Here is a 17,478-nt window from a genome sequence, read left to right as displayed (position 1 = left end):
GAACAATATTTAAATTTTTATCAATAAAAAAGTTACTGACAGAGTTCTGTCAGTAACTTTTTAGTTAATCTAAATTGCCAAATCAAATTTTAATTGAGGTTTTACCGGTTCATAGTCCACAAGCTCAAAATCTTCTGGTTTAATATCGAAAAAGTTTGTTCCGTCAGGAACATTGAGCACCAAACGGGGTTCTTTTTCAGAAGCTGTTCGTTTAACTAACTCATTTGCTTGTTCAAACTGATTATCATAAATATGCAAATTATTTACGAAATAGAAAAATTTTCCAACTTTCCAAGAAAAATGTTTTGCAATCATCATTTGTAAAGCGACATATTGCATGGCATTGATATGATGCGCAACAAGCATATCATTTGAACGTTGAATAAGAGTCGCATCCAAGTAAATCTGACCATCTTGTTCACGGCGAACATCAAACATTGTTTGGAAAGCACAAGGCAAAAGTCCTTCAGTTTCCTCAAAATCTTCATATTGCCAAAGATTAATGATATTACGGCGATTCCATGGATTTTTAGCTAAACCATCCAATAATTTTCCAATAATATTATATTTTTTGACTGTTGCCCCATAGCGTTGTCCAATCGTACCGTCGCCAATTCCCCATTCGCCCCAGTATTTGACTCCATATTTTTCTTCAAGAATAGCAAGTTCACTTGTTTGATCTTGATAAATCCACATCAATTCTTTAATTGCCGATTTAATTGGAATTGGACGCAAAGTGGTAATTGGAAACTCACCTTTTTGCAAATCATAAGTAACGAAAGAGCCTGTTACATACTTACTATTTGCGGTTTGACCATCCTTATACTTGGGACGTGCATTTTCTGAAAAAACACCGTTATCAAGGATATTTTGGATATTTTGTTTAAAAATCTTGTCTGCGTAAGTCATGAATCTTCCTATCTTTTTATTCCTTTCATTATAACACAGTCTGCTATTTTGATTCAATAGCATTTATCAAATATTTACTTGTAAAAAATAAGATACTAATTTGTATTCTTTCTTCTATTATCAAGAATATCAGGATAGAGTTTTCGCAATTTTCTCGCTGACAATAGTGCAAAAATAGCAGCTAAAACTTGTAAGATAAGCGTCACCAATCCCAATAAGACCCCTACCGCTAACTCCAAAAGATTATGCGCCTGATTTGCTAAAATAATCAAAACAACACCAATAACACTCAAGATATTAAGACCATATACTAAAATCGAAGCAATACTTTTTATTTTTAATTTATGATTTTGGGTATGAAGAGCAATCGCATAAATTAAAATAATTAAACCAAAACCTAAAGTTAAATATTGGTCTGTAATAATTTTTGTTATTTGTAGCAAAAAAATGATGAATACAGCGATAATCCAGATTCCAAGAAAGATATTATATTTATATGCTTTTTGAATCACTTCTTTTTCTTTATTTTCGTCAATCTCTTCTTTCATCCTTTACATCCTTTACATTCCTAGATAATTGTACTAGTCCTTTTAATATTCCAATTGTCTGGAAAGTTCTTTTTGTAATTGGAAAAAGGATTAGAATTAACAGTGCAAAACAGACAGTCAAAACAAGTATGGTCAACTGAGAGGTCATAATAAAACTGATGGCTAATCCCAAAAATATAAATGGAACTACAAAAAGTAAAACTCTTGTAAAATACCACATCTTAATTCCCGTAGAAAGTATTTTTTGTTTCATAGCTAGTGAAATCTCTTCTTTTTGATAATTTATTCGTTTGACATAATGAGTGTACAATTTTTCAAAAAAGAAAATCTCTAATACAATTACTGATAGTGTGACCAATAAAATCAAAAATATTATTAAAATATTATATTTAAAGTTAGTATGGATAAAAAAGTTTCTAGAACTCTTTTCAGCCCAAGAAGAAAGAAAAGTAGGAAAAACAATTATCGCAAACATTATAATACTTATTGATTTTTGAGTAGGTTCCTCGGCTACATAAATTTCTTTTGTATTCTGATTGATATAGTATCGTTTCTTTCTACTTTTATCTACAAATCCTAAAGGAGTCATGTTATTAACTATTTTTGACATATTAACGTTTCCTCCTTAATTTATCATATAAAAAGTCAAATCCTGTATTGAGAATAAACCCGAATGCAAACCCAGCTACAACATCCAAACCCGGAACTGGTATAGCCATACCGGCTGCCATTCCAGCCTCCCCCAATACAAAGTGTGCTCCTGTTTTAGTGAGAGCATCAGCCGTATCTTCTCCCTCGGCTTTTTGCATTCCATAATCTATAATGATTCCATATCCGGTGTCATCTTCAGCGTAAAGAGCCCATTTACTAAACTCACTCATGCCTTTGCCAAGAACAGCATCTCTTGTTTCTTCTCCTAAATTGAAACCTCCCTCATCGGCTTTTTCTGCTCTTGCCCCTTCTTCTGCTACAAGCTGAGCTTCTTTAGAGTAATAAGCAGATTGTGGAACATAAAGAGAATAACCTCCTCTTGAAGCTACACTTGTAGAGCTATATCCAGCTCCTGATGAGTAACCATTCCCACCAGAATAAGGAGTACCTCCGTCATAACCATATCCCCCACCAGAATTATATTCATTATAAGTTGGTGCATAATAAACCACAGGCGCAATGTAATTCGGTACATATTCATAACCATTGACATAATAAGTCGTCGCATAGGGATTGCTCGTGTTGTAATAAACAATCGGTGGAACATATTTGTAGTAAACATCTAACGTTTCATCAGTTTTCGGATAAAGTCCTGACTCTGTGGTGCTTCCTTCGATGTAGTAATTACCAAAGTTATAAGGGACATTGACCGAATATGGCTTGTTATAAAGCCCCGTGATTGATTGTTGTCCTAGATAAATACCGTCCGTACCATAATAATCATAAGTGACGGTACTTTGGATATGATAATAATCACCGACTATTATTGTGTTCCCATTTCTGTGCTGACTTTCTTGTCCATAAGCATAATGTGGGAATTTACTGGCTGAAACATTCCAAGAAACATTTGGAAACCAGATAAATTGATGTTGGGGAACGATAAGCTGATTGTTTTCGTCCGCATCATAGTAGTTAAGATAAACAATATCACGAACTTGTGTGGTTAAATGCGCTTGAAGCGCCGAACCAAAAAGGTCATAGCGAACGCCTTGGGAATATTGATAAGAATTTCCACTACGAACTGGCGCTGGACTGTAAAAATCATAGTCAAAGTTTGACAGAAAACCGACACCCAGATAACCGCCATAAGGGAGACTAGCTTGACCATTCAAGTTGGTATCAGGGCTTGTCGTATCATAAATAACACCACTTGAATCTGTCGCAAGATTAGTGGTCTTTGGAATGACCGTTAAAAGGTTGGCAAGATTGGTTTTGACTCCTTGGGCCATATCAATATCTGTTGTGATAAAAGAGGCGAGAACAGGGATTTGAAAATTCGTATTATGTATGACAATTTGATAATTGAGATTGACATTATTTGCCCCGTAGTAGAGGGCGACAATCGAGTTTCCGTCGGAGTTGGCAATGTTTTGTTCGCCTGTAAAAGCCAATCCAATCGGACAGTCAGACGTACTTTCTGCGGGGGCTTGCCAGCTTGATTCATCTGTTGAAATGACTTTGTAGATCAAATCTAGATTGGTTCCGGCTAGGGTTGTTCCAACATTAGTAATTCGTCCAGAATCTCCTGCATTCATAGTATAAGTGGTCGCAGGTATGGTCGGGCCGTCCGTTCCACCAAAATTTTCAGCACTAATTTGACCTGTTGCCTGACCCACAATCGGAATAACTTGTGTATTTTCTGACCAATGTAGACCGTCTGGGGTCAGAAAATTATTGGGTACAAGATTATTAGCCTTGATTGTAATATTGATATCATCTAGCGTGGCTGGTCCTGTAATGTCATTGGCGACTGAACCTGTCGCAGAAATCGAGCTTATGACAGGGTCTTGACCATTGGCTTGACTGGCAATTGAACCATTTGTGAGAGCAGGATTTATGATTGTTCCGCTCGCCGATAGGCTTGAAGCCATTGTGACGTTTGCTTTTGATGAATCAAGGGGAACATTTGGGGCTTTTGAAGTTGAGGATTTTGAACTCAATGAAGCTGAAATATCTGAAGAATTAGAACTTGCTTCTCCACTTGAAGCCTGAGCCGAACTGGTTGAAGATGATGAAACTGAACTGGCACTTGGGGCTGTGCTCGCCTGTGAAACTATTAAGGCCGCCGCTTTAGTTTGCATTTCTGCCTGTGAACTTCCTGTATTTCCTTCGGTTGTCGAATCAGACACGGCAAGAGAAGAATTTACAGTTGGATTGGTGACAGCTTCAGTTTGGCTTGGTGGTGGTGTAACATCCAAATTTTCATCAGCCTTTACTGCTAAAGGGTGACTAGTCACTAACAAACTTAAAAGAATTCCAGTGCTAAGTAACCAAAATTTACTTGGTGACTTCATCTGAAAGTGCTTTTTCTGATTTTCCAATGCAAAATCTCCTTTTAGTGAATATTTTTTGTTTTCTGATTATTTAACATTATACGCTTAATTAGAAGCTTTGGTAAAAATAAAGTAATCATTTTAACTTAATTTAAAAACAAGACTTTTAGAATACAAAAAAGCCCACCAAAAGTGGTAGGCTACTCTTTCACTAAAGCACCAAAACATCATATTCTTGCACTTTTACACGCGCTTTTAGATTTTCTTATCATCTAAAGCAAAAAAGCCATTATAAAATGACTTTTTCTTTTAAATCAATCCTTTAGATTTTAAATATCTTTCTGCTACTTTTGCAGCATCTTCTTGTTTGACATTAACATCATAATTCATCTCAATCATCTCTTGGTCAGTAATTTTTCCTGACAGTTTATTGAGAATCTTTTTGAGTTCAGGATATTTTTTTAATAAACTTTCTTTCATCAATGGTGCTGCTTGGTAAGGTGGGAAAAGATTTTTATCATCTTTCAGGACAGTCAGATTATATTGCTTGATTTGACTATCAGTAGAATAAACCTCAGCGACATTCACAGCACCAGAATTTAGTGCTTTATAAATTAAACTATTTTGCATGGTTTTGACATTTAAATCAAGACCATAAAGCTTTCTCAAACCAATATTTCCATCTGAACGATTAGCAAACTCAACGTCAAAGCCTGCAGTTAAACCTGAAACATTCGCTAAATCAGAAATTTTGGTGAGCTGATGCTCTTTAGCAAAATCAGATTTGACGGCAATTGCATACGTATCTTGAAATTTCATTGGAGACAGATATGTAAATTGATTAAGTTTTTTTATTCCTTCTTCTGCCTTTTGCCAAACGACATTAGGATCAGTTGAACTCACTGGATCTTTCAAAAATGTTGAAGTAATTGTTCCTGTGAATTCAGGATATAAATCAATTTTTCCTGCTTTCAAGGCATTGTATAAGAAAGTGGTATCACCAAAATTAGATTTTAAGTTCACGCGAATATTACTATCTTTTTCAATCATTAGTTTATACATGTTAATCAAAACATCAGGTTCTGCTCCCAATTTACCAGCAATTGTAATTTGTGGATGATTAGAAGTTTGAGGTCGATAATAAGAGCCTCCAAGAACGAGTAAGCCAATGAAAAAACTGATGAGAATTGTTTTTATCTTTGCTTTTTCTAAAAATTTTAAAAGACTACTGAAAATAATCGCTAAGAGTGCTGATGAAATTGCTCCAATTAAAATCAATGAAACATCATTCATGTTGATTCCGAGCAGAATAAAGTTTCCTAAGCCTCCAGCACCAATCAAAGCAGCTAGTGTTGCGGTACCAATGACCATAACTGTACTCGTCCGAATTCCTGCCATGATAAAGGGCATCGCTAATGAGAGCTCAAATTTCATCAATCGTTCTCTTCGATTCATCCCAAATGCTGTTGCAGCTTCGATTAAAGAAGGTTCAATTTGCTCTAAACCAGTATAAGTATTTTGAACAATAGGGAAAATCGCATAAACAACAAGGGCGACAATTGCTGGTAAACTTCCAATTCCGATGAATGGAATCAAGAGTCCTAGCAGTGCCAAACTAGGTATAGTTTGAAAAATTCCAGTGACTTGCAAAACTGGTTCAGCAATTTTCGGAAGACGTCGCAGCAATAAAGCTAAAGGAATCGAAATCAGAATTGCAATAAAAATTGATATTAATGAAATCTGGATATGTTCTAAAAGCGCCTGCCAAAATTGGCCTTGCTGGCTTTGAAAAGTTGAAATTAACTGATTCATTTATCACCTCCTGCGATATAGCATATAATATCATCTGAGGAAATCGACTTGCCCTTGTATTTTAAAACTTCCTTATCAGAAAGACGATTAATTATTTCCGAAATAGCTGTATTGTCAGCAACTTCTTGCGCTTCTGGATTTACTGACAGCTCTGTCAGTAATAAATTTTCAACAGAAACCGTTGATAAATTCTGACGGTATTCTTTAAAAAATGTTTTAACGAAATCATTTGCCGGATGTTGATAGATATCTGCTGGTTCAGCAATTTGTTGGATTAATCCATCATTCATTACAGCGACCCTGTCAGCTAAATAGAGTGCTTCATCTAAGTCATGTGTCACAAAGACCACTGTTAAATTCATTTTTTTCTGTAAGTCTTTGATAAATATTTGTAACTGACGTCGTGAAATTGGGTCAAGTGCTGAAAAAGGTTCATCCATTAAGACAATTTTGGGATTTGCGGCAATGGCTCGTAAAATTCCTACCCTCTGTTGCTCACCACCTGATAATTCACTAGGTTGGCGTTGAGCGTAATCTTTAGGATTCAAACCAACTAAATCAAGTAACTCATTGGTTCTGTCAGCAATTTTTGCTTTATCCCACCCCTTCATTTCAGGAATTAAAGCAATATTTTCTGAGACAGTCAAATTAGGAAAGAGTGCAATTTGTTGCAGCACATAGCCCACAGATAAGCGCAATTTTCGTAAATTTGCTGTTGATATTTCTTCATTATTGATTAATATTTTTCCCTCACTGTGAGTGACTAATTGATTAATCATTTTTAAAGTGGTCGTTTTCCCACTTCCACTCGGCCCCACTAACACAAAAAACTCTTGGTCTTTAATTGTAAAATTAGCATGATCAAGAATTTTTTTGTTAGCAAAAGCCTTGGACACATTCTGGAATTCAATCATGAATGTCCTCATTTCTATCAGTAAAATTTACTGACAGCTTGAAAATAAAGTCTGTCAGTAAAAAATTTATTCTGCCGTAACTTATTGTTTCTACTATTATAATGTCGGTAGTAATTTATTTTCTGTCAGTAAAAATATTCTAAGTCACTAGCCACTGTTGGATAAGTGAAAATCATTTTTTCAACATCCGCCAAAGTCATTTTTTGTTGAATTAAAATATTAATTAAATTAATCACTTCATCAGCCACTGAACTCACCGTTGATGCCCCCACGATTTCTCGCTTTTCATTGAGTGCAACTTTTAATTTTGCCAAGGGGTCATTAATTCTTTTATAAGTATACCAAGAACTTAAATCCAAAGTCTTGGTATGAATCCCCTCACCTGCCAAGTGGCCAACCTCAGCCAGTTTTGCCGTTCCAAAAATGATTGTAGGAATTGCTGGATAAGCAATTTTTTGCGGTTCATCCTTAACTAAATTTGCACCTAAATAAGCTCCTTCAAAAGAAGAAACAGGCGTCAAATGAGGTTGATTTTTAGAAAGTACATCTCCCATCGCATAAATTTTAGAATTGCTTGTTTGCAAATATTCGTTTACCTTGATGCCTTTAGCATCCGTTTCGACACCTACTTTTTCTAAATTTAGCTTATCACTATTTGGCTGACGGCCTACTCCCGCAATCACTAAATCTGTTTTATGTTCAAAATCAGTCCCGTCAGTCAGTAAAAATCCGTCAGCAATTTTTTCGACTTTATTTACAGAAATATCCTCGATAAATTTAATACCTTGAGCTTTAAGGTAATTAATAAATTCTTGCCCCATTTCTTCATCAAAATGAGCAGCTTTCGCTTTTTTACGTGAAATAATAGTAACATCGCTTCCAGCCGCTTTAGCAATTTGAGCCAGTTCTAATGAAATTGGCCCACTCCCTAAAAAGCTGATTTGTGCGGGAAATTCTTCAAGTGCTAAAAAATCATTACTTGTTTTTAAAAATTCTTTTCCAGCAATATCTAAAAGACGTGGACGGCTTCCTGTTGCGATAATGTAAGTTTTAGCTTGATACGTTTTCCCTTCAACTTCAAGCTCTCCTTGGTCATTAAATGTGGCACTGCCATATATTGTTTCTATCCCGGCATTTTTCAAACCAGTAAAAGTTGATTTTTCATAAGGGTCAGTAATATTTAGTTTACGACTTTTCAGCCCTTTCCAATCAATGTTTAATTCACCAGAAATACCCTGCCCTTTTAACTGTTCGACACGACTTTTGGCTTCCACAACTGCCATCATCATTTTTGTTGGGTCACAACCATAGTTTGGACAAGTTCCTCCCCATTTATCATTTTCAATAATTCCGATTTTGTTATCTTTAGTTTTTAAACGATAAGCTAATCCTAGCCCACCAGGTCCAGCACCAATAATAATATAATCAAACATTCTTTAGCCTCCTAATTATTAATAAATCTTTAAAATGTACTCATGATACAACACTTTAGCTTAATTCTACTTTTTTTCTTTAAAATAATAAACTATTTTGCTTTATATAGAAAAAATTCAGTAGCCTAACTACTGAATTATCCTTCATGAAATTGTTCTTCAATATCGAAATTATAAGAAGCCTCTGTTGCGACTTTAATTTGAATCTCTCTCTTTTTTCTTGGTAAAAATTTTCTAATTTCATCATCGTTGTAACCAACTTGTAGTCGCTTATGATCGACAATTAAAGGTCGACGTAAGAGCGTTGGGTTTTCTTCAATTATTTGAATCAAATCGTTTAATTTAATCGTTTCAAAATCAATGTTTAATCGTTGATAAGCTTGACTTCTTTTAGAAATGATATCTCCAGTTCCTTCCTCAGTCAATGCTAAAATCTCTAATATATCTTCCTTACCAATTCGACTCGTAACCAAATTTATTTCTTGGTAAGCAAGATTTTGTTTCTCCAACCATTCTTTTGCTTTTTTACAAGAGCTACAAGATGCTACTGTGTATATTTTTATCATAGTGTTCACCTCATCTTTTTCTTATGAATTACTCATTTATCTCTTAATTATATTTTACCATAAAAAGACAATTTGTAAAGGGTATCATGAGGAAAAGATTAGGAATTAATTTATTTTTAACCCAAATGAAAAAAACTGCAAAAATACAGTTTTTTTCATTTTATTTATAAATTCGTTTGATTCTATCAGAAAGTAAACAAAGCACTTCATAATTTATCGTTCCACGCCAATCAGCAACATCTGTCGTCGTGATTTCATTAGTCTTATCACGACCAATCAGGGTAACTTTTGTTCCTAGAGGATAAGATTTATCAAGTTTTATCATCATTTGATCCATACAAACTCGACCAACAATCTCACAAAATTCTCCATTTACCAGTACTTTGAAGCCTTGCATTTGACGAGTCCAACCATCAGCATAACCAATTGGAACAGTTCCAATCCATGTTTCTTCACTTGTTTCATAAGTTGCACCGTAACCAACTGTTTCGCCTGCGGCTATTTTTTTAATATGAGTCAATTCAGAAACTAAAGAGAGAGCAGGTTCGATTTCAAAAGGAAGTTCCAAAGTTTTACCACTTGGATTCAAGCCGTACATTGAAATACCTAAGCGTTCAATAGCTTGAACCTGTTCTTTATGCCATAAAGCGGCGGCCGTATTAGTTGAGTGAACAAATTTTGGTTTACGTGATAAGCCGGCCATAATTTTGTTAAATCTTGCCTGTTGATCTTTAAATTTTGTATCATCAGCCATATCGGCGGTCGCAAAGTGAGTGAAAATCCCTTCAAAATTAATCGCATATTTATCAGCAAGTTCAATCATCTGATTCGCTTCTTCAACATCCCGAATCCCAATCCGACCCATACCAGAATCTACACCAATATGAATTTTTAAATCTGAAAGTTCTGTCTCTTCTTGAACAACCAATTTTAGCCATTCTAAACTTGGGGCAGTAAGGCTAATATTAAGAGCAGCTGCAATATCAACATCTTCCGGAACAATTCCTGATAAAACTAAAATTGGTTTAGTTACCAAATGATTCCGTAATTCAATTGCCTCATCAAGGTTTGATACACAAAAACCGCCTACCAAATCGCTCACCGCTTTAGAAACCTCAACCGAGCCATGCCCATAAGCATCTGCTTTCACTGCTGGCCAAATTTCCGCATTAGGGTGAATATGCTTTTTAAATTTTTCAATATTATTTCTAATCGCCTTTAAGTCAACAATGGCTGACGTATTGCGATGTGGAGAAGTTTTCATCTTTTAAACCTTCCTCTAGTTTAAGCAAAAATTTTTATTACTTCTTAATTCTTTTCCAAAACAACAAAAGCAACAGCTTCTAAATTACTATGCGAGATAGATAAATGAACCTGTCCATCAAAAGGATGTTTAGTAAAATAGGGTTTTCCTAATTCATCATTTTTGATTTCAAGGTCATGCATGCCTAAAGCCTTACCAAATCCCGTACCGTAAGCTTTAGAAAAAGCTTCTTTTGCTGCCCAACGTCCCGCAAGAAATTCAGTTTTACGAGCGGTAGATTGAAAACTATTATATTTTTCTAACTCCACTGCCGTAAGAACCTGTTCCACAAAACGTTCAGAACGTGTCAGTGCTTTTTGAATTCGAGAAAGCTCTACATTATCAACACCTGTTCCAAAAACCATTTTTCCACCTCTATTTATGGAATAAAAGGTTAAAATCTGGCAAATTATGCCAGATTTTTAAACCCTTAAAAGTTTAGTCACTAAACTCTTTAATTTTATAAATTACTTTGTAAGTTCATAAATTGCTTCAGCATAAATTACTGCCGCTTTATAAATATTTTCAACAGGTTTCATTTCATTAGCTTGGTGCATTGAATCAGGCTCCCCTTCAAACATTGCACCATAAGCAACACCACGTTCTAAAAGACGACCAAAAGTTCCACCACCAATGATTGTTTCATAACCTTTGAGGCCTGTGTGTTTTTCATAAACATCAATCAATGTTGATACAAGTGGGTCTGACATTGGAACATAATGTGGAACATGAAGATGTTTTGAAAGTTCAACTTCAACAACACCATCAAGTTTAGCAAGAATTTCTTGCATACGTTCTGGACTATTTCCTTGTGGGAAACGGAAGTTAAGCGCGATTTTACCTTCAGAATTCTCATCAAATGACCAAACACCAGCGTTCATTGAAGTATTCCCCATTAATTCATCAACATAAGCTGTTCCCAACTTTTCACCTTCATGGTCTTCAAGAAGTTTTTCAGCTCCAACTTTAATGAAAGCAGCAGCACCATCAGCAAAATTAAATTGGTTCAAGAATAAAGTAAGGTAAGTTGCTCCATTTACACCTTTTTCTGGCATCGCACCATGTGCTGATTTACCATAAAGTGTAATTGTCGCTTTTCCAGCACTTTCTTCAAGGTCAAAACGAAGATTTTTGCTTGCATGTTCAGCTACAAATTTTTCAAGTGCAGCTTGTAAATCTTTAGCACCTGAAATTACTGCTGTTGCAGATTCTGGAACCATATTTTCGGCAAGACCAGCTTTAAAGCTGTGAAGAACAACTTCTCCAGCATTTTTGCCTGCAAAATGGAGATATTCTGTAATATTTCCTTTTTCACCATTGATAATAGGGAATTCAGCATCAGGTGAGAAACCAAAGTCAGGCAATGGCAATTCACAATGTTCAAAATAGTAATCCATATCTGCCCAACCAGTTTCTTCGTTTGTTCCAACGATAAAACGGATTTTTTTGCTTAATGGAAGATTGAGTTCTTTCAAGATTTTAAGGGCATAGTAACATGCAACAGTTGGACCTTTATCATCAGATGCTCCACGAGCATAAAGATTTCCATTACGAATTTCTGGTTCAAATGGATTTGAATCCCAACCAGAACCTGCAGGAACAACGTCTAAGTGACCGATAATTCCAAGAACTTCTGCATCATCGCTTGCACCATTTTCGTATTCAAAATGTCCAACATAATTATCATAATTTTTAGTTGTATAACCATCACGTTCAGCAATCTTCAAGAATGCATCCAATGCTTTTCTTGGACCAGGACCAAATGGATTTTCAGCATCTGCATGTTCCATATCCATTGCAGAATCAATGCGCAAAAGGCTAAATAAATCTTCCATCAAAGCGTCTTTACGCTTTTCAACTTCGGCTTTAAAATCAATAGTTGTCATAATCTTCTCCTTGAAGTAGTATATTTATCTATTATACCAAAAATTTGGTTTCGATGGTTACTCCACTATTTTAGCAGATCAATTTTCTTATTCTTCTTATCTAAAATCTCAAACATCTTCACTTGTGGCCCAGCAAGTGGAATTTGTGAACGACTTCCTTTTGGTTGGTCATTTTCTGTCAGTACTTTTGAATCAAAATGAACCCACATTTTGTCTTCTGATAATAATTCGTCAGCAACTTCAAAGGTCTCTTCTGGTTTTAATTTAATGATTGCCAAATGCCATTTTTGATGAGAAAAAATGTGAGTAAAATTAGCTACATATTCCATTTTTGAAATACTTTCCGGAAGTTCTGGAATAATAATATCTTTACTGACAGAGCCGTCAGTAACCATTTTTTCAAAATCTGCTGCTGGTAATTCTGTCAGTGGAAATGTCCACATGTCTGCTAACAGGCCTTTTGATGGACGCTTTTCTAAATAATATTCACCTAATGAATTTTCTAAGGCAAAGGCTGTAAAATACAAATCTTTTTGTCTTATCTTTTTGGTTTTTACTGGATAATTTAATTGTTTTCCTGACGCTGCTGCTGCACAATAGTTTAGTAAGGGACAAGCTTCACATTTTGGACTCTTTGGGCTACAAACTAAAGAACCTAAATCCATCAGCGCCTGATTGAAATCACCTGGTCTTTTTTTACTGATGAGCTTTCTTAGATAGCCATCAAAAATTTTCCTTGAACTGCTTTTAGAAATATCACAATCTAATTCAAAAACTCTACTGGTCACGCGCATTAGATTTCCATCAATTGCAGGCTCAGCGAGTCCAAAAGAAATTGAGGCAATTGCAGCGGCTGTATAAGGTCCAATTCCTTTTAATGATAATATATCGGCTAGATTGTCAGGAAATTTTCCATTATATTTATCAACAACTTCTTGCGCTGCGATTTTTAGATTACGAGCGCGAGAATAATAGCCCAAGCCTTCCCAAAGTTTTAGAAGTTCAGCATCATCAGCTTGAGCTAAAGTTTCAATCGTCGGATATTTTTTCATGAAACGTTCATAATATGGCATGACAGTTTCAACCTGTGTTTGTTGGGACATGATTTCTGAAATCCATATTTTGTAAGGTTCAGTTGTTTTTCGCCAAGGGAGTGGCTTTTTATTATCATCATACCAAGAAAGTAAATCTTGCTGAAATTCCTTTATTTGATTCTTAGACCAGTCCATCAATTCTCCAATTACTTTCTTAATTCCTAGTTTGTCAGTAAATATTTACTGACAGATTTGCATTAACTACTTTATTTTATTGACAGAATTTCTGTCAGTAATTTTTATGTTTTTTCAAGAATCAAAAGAACTGACAGATTTACTGACAATTCTTTTGATTACTTTATTTTTTACCTTCTAAAAGAGGAACATTATCCTTGAGTGATTCCCAATTTTCATTTTCTTGAATTGGTCCAGACAAAGTTGTTTTCACACGTTCTGCTACTTCATAAGGAATGCCAGCTTCTGCCACTTCTTGTACACTTGCCTCTTCAATTGCTTTCAAATTTTTGAAAGTTGTCAGTAACTTTTGTTTTCGTTTTGGACCAAGTCCAACAATACCATCCAATTTACTTGAAAATGTATTTTTACCACGTAGTTGTCTATGGAATGTAATCGCAAAACGGTGAACCTCATCTTGAATTCTTGTCAGCAAAAAGAATTCTTGAGATTGTCTTGACAAGGGAACCACGTCTAAAGGGTCACCAAAAAGTAATTCTGACGTTTGGTGCTTATCATTTTTTTGCATCCCAGCAACCGGAATCGATAGTCCAAGCTCTTTTAAAACTTGCTTGGCAATGTTAACTTGACCAGCTCCACCATCCATTGCAATCAAATCAGGAAGAGCCGTTTCTTCTTTTAAAGCTCGCGAATAACGTCTCGTCATCACCTCGCGCATTGAAGCATAGTCATCCGCACCAACCACTGTTTTAATTTTATATTTCCGATAATCTTTTTTTGAAGGTTTTCCATCAATAAAAACAACCATTGCAGATACTGGTGAAGTCCCCATAATATTTGAATTATCAAAAGATTCAATTCTTACAGGTTTTGGTATTCCCAAAATTTTACCCAAGTTTTCAACTGCTTTAGTCGTTTTCAAAATATCACGCTCAGCCACATCAAACTTCAATTGTAATTGACTTTGAGCATTCTTAGTTGCCATATTAACCAATTGTTTTTTCTCACCACGGCTTGGTTGAACAATCTGTGTTTTAGCTAAAAGTGATGATAAACGTTTTTCGGCTGATAATTCTTTATCAAGTTTAACAATTGATTGCTCAACATCTTTTTGATCAGAAAATTTAAGCGTCTTGGCCGTAAAAACTTTTGCATCCACTTCTTTAGCTTGAGCTTTCGTTAATAAATTTCCCTCTTGGCTAGCTGCAACTACTGCTTCCACAGATTCCTTATCGATGTCTTGCGGAATAAAAATTTCCCTTGGCATCATATGATTATTATCTTGATAGAATTGTCCAATGTAAGTTAAAAAATCCTCTTCAGCATCATTGTAGTAAGGAAACATATTCACATCACGCTGAATCAATTTTCCTTGGCGCACAAAAAATACTTGGACACACATCCAGCCTTTATCAACATAATATCCAAAAACATCGCGGTCTTTCAAATCTTGATTCATGACCCGTTGTTTTGTTCTTAAAGTTCCAATTGCCTTAATCACATCCCGATATTCAGCAGCTTGCTCAAATTCCATATTATCAGAAGAAATCATCATTTTTGCTTCAAGTTCTTTAACAATTTTTTTATCAGAACCTGTCAGAAATTCCTTCACTTCTTGAGTCATATCCTTATAAACTTGAGGATCAACATGATTAACTACTGGACATAAGCACTGATGAATATGAAAATAGAAACATACTTTTTTCTCGTGTAAGCCACATTTTCTAAATGGAAAAATTCGGTCTAAAAGGCGTTTAACTTCATTGGCAGCTTTGACATCTGGATAAGGTCCAAAATAAGTCGCACCATCTTTTTGAACTTTACGGACGACCAACAAACGAGGATATTTTTCATTTGTTATTTTTAGGAAAGGATAATATTTATCATCCTTAAGCATAATATTATATTTAGGCTTATAACGTTGAATGAGATTGATTTCCAAAACTAAGGATTCAATATTTGAACCTACAACAATCCATTCCAAATCTTCAATTTCAGAAACTAGTAATTCTGTCTTGGTATTATGAGAACCATGAAAATAAGAGCGCACTCGATTTTTAAGATTCTTTGCCTTTCCGACATAAATAACTGTCCCATTTTTATCTTTATGTAAATAACAGCCAGGACTATCTGGTAATAGTTCTAACTTTGCTTTTATCGTTTGATTCATATTGTTTATTATAGCAAAAAAATGTAAGAGCTGCTCTTCTTTTGGACGTTTATAAAACAAAAATGACCCATTTACTTGAGTCATTTTCACTTGTTATTTAGTTCCGCCTTCATTATCAGCTTCACCACTTGCCCAAACTCGATTAGCGTAGATTGCATTGAAGAGCAGGGCTCCTTGTAAGGCAACTTGCGATAAATACATTCCTAACTGCCCTTGGGTGTTTACTCCCATAATAAATTGTACCGTTAAAATTGTCCAATAAATTACTGCTGCCGTGTTAACCACAATCCACAGCGACCAATTTTCTTTATATTTCAAAATATACAATACTTGTGCAATGAGTGGAATAATTAAATTTAGAGCATCAAAATAAGGAAGTTGCCCATTTAATAGGGCATCTATGCCCCAAACGACCAACCAAGCAATAAAAGCACCTAGAAAAATTAAACGACGAGTTTTTGGTCTAAATTCATGGATAGCATCATCCTGTCCCCAAAAAAACCAACCCACAGGTTGAGATAAGACATAAAAAATTCCCATAACAAAACTCATCCATGAGTGAGTCTGATAAGCAATTAAAGTCATCGCTAAGGTCTGAACTAAACCAAATGCAAAATTAATTTTACGACCTTTCATCCCATAAATGAGACAAAGTACACCAAATACACCAGATATCATTCCAATGAAAGAATCAGGGGCAATGATATAAACAATCACTTGTAAGAACAATAAAATTAAGATATATGTGATTTCAAATTTCTTCCAATTTGCAAAAAGTTGCTTAAAAAGCCAAGAATCTTTTGTCATTTTTTCTCCTTTTTATCCTAACGCTTAAATGCAGTCAAGAATAACGCTTACCGCTTTATTAATTTAAAATATGATGGTAATTTCAGCTCTATTTTTCAACTCTAATCAATTTACAAGTAATATTTATATTAGCGATTTAAAATTTCTAGAGCAATCTCAATTGTCCGAAGCTCACCTTTATTAACTTTATCATTTCCTGAAACTAAGTCATTGACTCCCGCTTGTAAATCTCCTCCGTAAGCAACAACATTATTCAAAATGGATAAAGTTTCTATTCCTCGTAAACGTCCGACTGTAAACAATGCACCAGATTCCATATCTTCGCCCACAATTCCAAATTTAGACCAATATGCTTGAGTTTCTTCATGATTATCCATATAAAAACCATCATGAGAACGAATAATTCCATAAAAAGCATCAGGAGCAATTTCTTTTGCTTTATTTAACAAATCAGTAGATGGAACTGCTGGATATTGTTCGGGTACATACATTTTTGTCAAACCATCATCACGTACTGCGCCTTCTCCAATAATTGGACTTCCTAAATCGATCCCCAACTGCAAAGCACCCGCAGAACCTACTCTGATAATTCTCTTAACTCCAATATTATGAAGCTCTTCAATCGCAATAGCAGCTGACGGTGCACCTACACCTGTTGACAGAACTAATAGTTCCTTACCTTTATAAATTCCACAGATTGAGCGAAATTCGCGATTGTATTTTAATTTTTTTACATCGGTCAAAAATTTTGCGACCTGATCTATTCGAGCTGGATCACCTACAATAATTGCATCAAGTCTAGCATCATTCTTCTTTAATTGAATATGAGCTTGTCCTTCTTCCATTTTTCATCCTTCTATTTATTTAAAAAGTTGAACCTTATCTATTAAACAATTAAATTATAGCAAATATTCCGA

General features: G+C 35.0%; 14 protein-coding genes and 1 pseudogene. All 15 read right to left on the bottom strand.

The window, feature by feature from the left end; genetic code table 11:
* Window positions 1-69 precede the first annotated feature (69 nt).
* Window positions 70-909 (bottom strand): thymidylate synthase, encoded by an 840-nt coding sequence (locus AB6B24_RS08140; protein ID WP_153241273.1) that lies wholly within the window; start codon window positions 907-909, stop codon window positions 70-72.
* Window positions 910-1,004: 95 nt separating this feature from the next.
* Window positions 1,005-1,457 (bottom strand): hypothetical protein, encoded by a 453-nt coding sequence (locus AB6B24_RS08135; RefSeq protein ID WP_021469838.1) that lies wholly within the window; start codon window positions 1,455-1,457, stop codon window positions 1,005-1,007.
* Window positions 1,441-2,067, bottom strand: coding sequence for a hypothetical protein (locus tag AB6B24_RS08130; protein WP_017864740.1), 627 nt, complete (start codon window positions 2,065-2,067; stop codon window positions 1,441-1,443). The genes AB6B24_RS08135 and AB6B24_RS08130 overlap by 17 nt, the downstream gene beginning before the upstream one ends.
* A gap of 1 nt (window position 2,068) precedes the next feature.
* On the bottom strand, window positions 2,069-4,489 hold the full coding sequence (locus AB6B24_RS08125; protein WP_369164457.1) for a cell wall anchor protein: 2,421 nt from the start codon (window positions 4,487-4,489) through the stop codon (window positions 2,069-2,071).
* Window positions 4,490-4,750: 261 nt separating this feature from the next.
* Entirely contained in the window at window positions 4,751-6,253 is a 1,503-nt protein-coding gene (locus AB6B24_RS08120; RefSeq protein WP_015426150.1) for an ABC transporter permease/substrate-binding protein, read from the bottom strand.
* Window positions 6,250-7,167 (bottom strand): ABC transporter ATP-binding protein, encoded by a 918-nt coding sequence (locus AB6B24_RS08115; RefSeq protein WP_010905586.1) that lies wholly within the window; start codon window positions 7,165-7,167, stop codon window positions 6,250-6,252. The genes AB6B24_RS08120 and AB6B24_RS08115 overlap by 4 nt, the downstream gene beginning before the upstream one ends.
* Before the next feature lie 125 nt (window positions 7,168-7,292).
* Window positions 7,293-8,600: an NAD(P)/FAD-dependent oxidoreductase gene (locus AB6B24_RS08110; protein ID WP_311802423.1), complete on the bottom strand. Its 1,308-nt coding sequence runs from the start codon at window positions 8,598-8,600 to the stop codon at window positions 7,293-7,295.
* 137 nt (window positions 8,601-8,737) lie between these two features.
* Window positions 8,738-9,166, bottom strand: coding sequence for a Spx/MgsR family RNA polymerase-binding regulatory protein (locus AB6B24_RS08105; protein WP_195935707.1), 429 nt, complete (start codon window positions 9,164-9,166; stop codon window positions 8,738-8,740).
* 160 nt (window positions 9,167-9,326) lie between these two features.
* The gene (gene alr, locus AB6B24_RS08100) at window positions 9,327-10,430 is read right to left on the bottom strand and encodes an alanine racemase (protein ID WP_163646541.1); all 1,104 of its coding nucleotides are present in this window, start codon (window positions 10,428-10,430) and stop codon (window positions 9,327-9,329) included.
* A gap of 44 nt (window positions 10,431-10,474) precedes the next feature.
* Window positions 10,475-10,834, bottom strand: coding sequence for a holo-ACP synthase (acpS, locus tag AB6B24_RS08095; protein WP_021468491.1), 360 nt, complete (start codon window positions 10,832-10,834; stop codon window positions 10,475-10,477).
* A 102-nt stretch (window positions 10,835-10,936) separates the two neighbouring features.
* Window positions 10,937-12,355 (bottom strand): dipeptidase PepV, encoded by a 1,419-nt coding sequence (gene pepV / locus AB6B24_RS08090; RefSeq protein WP_015426145.1) that lies wholly within the window; start codon window positions 12,353-12,355, stop codon window positions 10,937-10,939.
* A gap of 65 nt (window positions 12,356-12,420) precedes the next feature.
* On the bottom strand, window positions 12,421-13,584 hold the full coding sequence (gene mutY, locus AB6B24_RS08085) for an A/G-specific adenine glycosylase (RefSeq protein WP_311802422.1): 1,164 nt from the start codon (window positions 13,582-13,584) through the stop codon (window positions 12,421-12,423).
* 247 nt (window positions 13,585-13,831) lie between these two features.
* A pseudogene (uvrC, locus tag AB6B24_RS08080) lies at window positions 13,832-15,754 on the bottom strand (excinuclease ABC subunit UvrC); the annotation flags it as partial.
* Window positions 15,755-15,847: 93 nt separating this feature from the next.
* The gene (gene pnuC, locus AB6B24_RS08075) at window positions 15,848-16,561 is read right to left on the bottom strand and encodes a nicotinamide riboside transporter PnuC (protein ID WP_012897492.1); all 714 of its coding nucleotides are present in this window, start codon (window positions 16,559-16,561) and stop codon (window positions 15,848-15,850) included.
* A gap of 128 nt (window positions 16,562-16,689) precedes the next feature.
* On the bottom strand, window positions 16,690-17,406 hold the full coding sequence (locus AB6B24_RS08070; RefSeq protein WP_103054628.1) for a nucleoside phosphorylase: 717 nt from the start codon (window positions 17,404-17,406) through the stop codon (window positions 16,690-16,692).
* Window positions 17,407-17,478: the final 72 nt, after the last annotated feature.

This window comes from Lactococcus sp. AK05 (genome assembly GCF_041026685.1).
Taxonomy (GTDB): Bacteria; Bacillota; Bacilli; order Lactobacillales; family Streptococcaceae; genus Lactococcus; species Lactococcus lactis.
This window is presented reverse-complemented; position numbering and strand designations above follow the sequence as displayed.